Source organism: Staphylococcus sp. HMSC061G12, assembly GCF_001838465.1.
Classification (GTDB): Bacteria; Bacillota; Bacilli; order Staphylococcales; family Staphylococcaceae; genus Staphylococcus; species Staphylococcus simulans.
The window spans coordinates 1-4,293 of the sequence record NZ_KV837011.1 but is presented as its reverse complement, the minus strand read 5'-3'; the positions used below and the strand labels follow the sequence as shown (position 1 = coordinate 4,293).

At 27.2% G+C, this 4,293-nt stretch carries 3 protein-coding genes; all 3 read right to left on the bottom strand.

The features are described 5' to 3' along the window. Nucleotides 1–353: 353 nt before the first annotated feature. The 3 genes from HMPREF2937_RS00825 to HMPREF2937_RS13930 all read right to left on the bottom strand — a co-directional run bounded on the left by HMPREF2937_RS00825 (nt 354) and on the right by HMPREF2937_RS13930 (nt 2,872). On the bottom strand, nt 354–542 hold the full coding sequence (locus HMPREF2937_RS00825) for a CsbD family protein (RefSeq protein WP_060804198.1): 189 nt from the start codon (nt 540–542) through the stop codon (nt 354–356). 693 nt (nt 543–1,235) lie between these two features. After that, nucleotides 1,236–1,508 carry a hypothetical protein gene (locus HMPREF2937_RS00820; RefSeq protein ID WP_256273939.1) on the bottom strand — a complete coding sequence of 91 codons (273 nt, stop codon included), beginning with the start codon at nt 1,506–1,508 and terminating at the stop codon, nt 1,236–1,238. Between the two features lie 800 nt (nt 1,509–2,308). Next, nucleotides 2,309–2,872: a hypothetical protein gene (locus tag HMPREF2937_RS13930; protein WP_083309938.1), complete on the bottom strand. Its 564-nt coding sequence runs from the start codon at nt 2,870–2,872 to the stop codon at nt 2,309–2,311. Nucleotides 2,873–4,293: the final 1,421 nt, after the last annotated feature.

The window sequence follows — 4,293 nt, the reverse complement described above, 5'->3', positions numbered from 1 at the left end:
TTTCAAGTTATAACGGTAGTTTGTCTACGGTCTGGGTCATCATACTCTGTATGATGACTTTTTTATTAAAGACTTTTAGTCTTTAATAAAAAAGGTGTGAAGCATAATCATCTGATTTTTAATTGACTATAACTATTGATTTAATAACATTTTGAATATTTGTAATAATTAATCGTTATTAATCACTAATAATATAATATTAGATATAAGCACATCATTTCCTTGATTTTGATAATATAATATTTCTAATTCCCAAAGATAATTATGCTCTTTTCACATTAAAAATAAGACTGGTAATTTACTCACCAGCCCTAAATAGTATAAAGTCTATAATACTTAAGATGTTTACTTCTTTAGTTCTTATCGCCTTTAACCTGATCAATCAAATCATTAGCTTTATCTTTAACATTATCCACAATTTCCTTAGCTTTACCTGAGGCTTTATCCCCTTTACCTTCTGCTTTTAAATCCTTGTTATCAGTTACATCCCCAATAGTTTCTTTAATATTTCCTTTTGCTTGTTCAAATTTTTCTTCACTCATTGTTATTCCTCCTAAAAAAATAGTATTTATGGTGTAAATCTATTATGCTAAACCTTTTTAAAAAAGTAAAGTCTTTTAAATTAAGTGTAATTCTTGATTTATTAGAGATTATCCTTTAAGATATATTACATAATCCCAAAGATTTAAGATAACTCATTTCAACTTCATTTGATTTTATTTAATTTCACCAGTCAAATCACCTACAAACTCTAACATAGTGTTTGTAGGTGATTTTCAGTATATTTCTCAAATCTACCACTGTTAGCTATAACAAGCAAACTCAAAATACAAACAAATGTTATTATCTCACAATGAACACTCTTTTTACAAATAACTTTTTTCAGTTTTATAAAGTTTAATAAAACTGAACAATAAAACATCCTTTCTAAGAAACAATGAAATTTATTCCACATACATAACCTAAAATATGCAAAGTCATGTCTCCTCACTCGAAATTAAAAAACTTGTAAACCGCGATGCTAATAAATATTACAAAAACAAACTCATGTTATTGTCACATCAATTTTATAGTTATCCACTTTTTTTTAAAATCATAAAAAATAAAACCTGCTATTCATCATCTTTTCCAGTAGAAAACAGAACTAAAATCAAAAACAAATAAACCTTCTATCAAGATATTAATAATCATCTTCCCCATACTATTATTCTATTTTCATTTTTGATTTAATTGCTTTACTCAAAATCCTTTGTACTTAACTTAAAAATTTGTTCTTTCTTCTCTGTCAGTTCCTCAAATATAAATTTAGGTTTTTTTCCTGAAATCAAAATATTAAAAGAATCATCATAAATAGCTTTCGCTTCTTCTTTCAGCTCAGTTTGAGACATATCAATTATATGATAAACATTTTCTATTTCTTCAAGTAAACTTGAACTTTTTTGATAGTAAATTAAATCATCTTTATTAGCTTCAAGTTCAGCAAAACCATTTCTAATTCCATATTTCAAAACATAATAAAGTAAAATAGCTGAAAATATTATATATATTAAACACCAAATTTATCCCTCCTCCTTTGATAGATTTTATCATAGCCCCCAGAAAAGTTTTACAACCTTATTTCAAAGAAATGTTTTAAAAAGTAATAGGATATTTATGTCTTTTTTAATTCAAAAGCTTTATAAGATCTTAATATATAAATGAGATACATATAAATATAATGTAATTCCATACACAAAAACCTATAAAGTGTATTTTTACATTATTAATTCATATGCAAACTAAAGTTTTGCATAAACTAACAAAAACAACTTCCATTTTAATTACTGCATCGATAAATCTCTTCAAAAAAACATAATTTTTATTTTGTACAAATTAAAAGCGTAGATGATAGTTTTATACATTAAATTGAATAATCTAATGAAACCAGTTACTTAATAAAGATACAGTTTTTACATAAGTATTTTCCAACCACTAATTCCAAAAATTCTAAAGTGATTCTTATCACTTGTAATGATTAACTATAGTAACAAGAAAAGATAAATTCATTTCAAACATACACAAAAACACGTACTTATGACATACATAAACACGTGTAAACACTAACTATCTATTAACTATCTGTTTTTTATAAACAGTACTATATAAACACATGTCATTAAAAGAAAAGGAATAGTCAATAAAAAGACTTTTACATGGTTTATATTAGAAACCCATAGAAACAGCGATAACATAAATATATAATTCAAAATCACAATAAAAAATATTGGCCAGTTGAAGATCTTTCTGTTATACATAGTTATCCCACCTTTTAACAACCAGCTACATATCCGCCAGAAGCACCGCCAATACCGCCACCAATGGCTCCTACAACACCACCGCTAACAGTTCCAACAATAGGAAGTGTAACAGTTCCAACAGCAGCTCCTCCTAAGCCACCAGTTGTCGCACCACCAATAGCTCCTCCTACAGTTCCGATTACACATTTAGCAGCTCCTCTTTCTTGTTGCTGCTTAACAACTTGAACACCCAACTTACCATCCTCTTCAAAATAAACTAAAGTCGCGTCTTCACCATTTTTATCTTTTGCTGTTACAGGTAATTGCTCAGTTTTTCCAGAATGAGTATCTTTTATTGTAGCTATACCATTTTTATCAATATTGTATGTAATCCCTTTGTTCAAATCAATTCTAGCCACATTATCATTAATTTTTGAAATAGTTCCTGCACTATCTATAGAGACGTCTGATTGCCTAGTTTCTGAAGCTTCTGAGTAGTTATTAATCACCGTCGGAGCCAAAACTAGACTAGAAGCTACAACAAATGCAACACAACCTTTTGTTACTTTAGATTTATAACTAAATTTTTTATACATTCTCATCTCTCCTATTAATCATTTGCATATTCATATTAACAAAATAATTAATTAAAGAGTTCACCAATCCCCGAACGGTTGAAATTCGTTCTTAAGTGTCTAAAATGTTGCTTTATCGACAATGGTCGACCAGATCACACTATGCCGACATTCGTCTGCATGTTTATTTAAAGGGCTTCTCATTAATCAATAAATTTGCTCGGCATAAATACATGTTTTATTTCTTTTTCTGAAGCCTAAACATATCCATCCTTTTCCAAAGGATCTATAACGTGTATAACTGCTGGAGATATTATATCTTTATCATATATCGAGAAAAATTAGCATCAGAAACTTCATTTCTTGTTAACAAACTTCATCATAACTCTTATAAAAATTTTGAGGATCTTTATTTTTAATTTTAAAGGGGTATTTTGAAGAACCCAAAATATTTATGTAGATTTATATTCTAAAACTCTATATAAGTGCTTAAAAAGAAGATAAGAGCAAAGTAGATATATTTCAATTTCACATCACAAAGTTTTAGCAAAACGAGTGACGATTTTTTTGGCACATTATATTTTTTCTAAGTTTTCATCAGAACCTGATAATACTAATTAAAAAAGCAACCATATTAAATGGTTGCTAAATCGAATCAGCAAGTTAATTGCGGACATTCAATTTAAGAAAGGTAATAGCATTATAACATATTCTGATCACTTTAATAAATCCTAATAACCTTTCCCACAAAATTTTATAGAGTGAATTTTCCTTCAATTCGTTCCCTTTATATATTAAACACTACTTTTTCATCAACATTAATATAAAAGCAATACAGTAGTGATATTTTATATATTGGGAATGTCACACTACTACTCTGACGTGATGTGTAATACTAAAAGTTTTGTGCGAAAAACTACTATATTTTCTCTCGATAACACCAAGTCCATTTCCTATACTATAGTTAATACTAAATAATTTACATTTGATAAGTTTATTTTTCGCCATAAAAGATATACAATGTGATTATATTCCCAATAATCTTCCGAAAAGATTATATATAATTCACTATTTTCTCCAGTAAAAGCATTAAATAGATGTTAATTACTGGAGTTTTTGATTGATTTTTAAAATATAGTTCCTTATAATTATAAATATGTGGTATACTCCACAAATATTACGTGAATATTGATTGACAATCAAAAGGTTTCCTATTGTATTTAGTTGCCCCTTACAACTTTGTTACTAGAATTTTTATATCAAAATTTCTTATACACATAAATAACTTTAAAAGTTTTATAAATAAAATCATAAACTAGATTTTATTTACTCTCTGTCATATAAGACTTAAGAACAATACAAAAGAGGTTAAAAAATGAAGGCATAGGTTGCTTTATCATAAGATAAGCAAACTTATGCTTTTATTTTTTACAATAAAATTT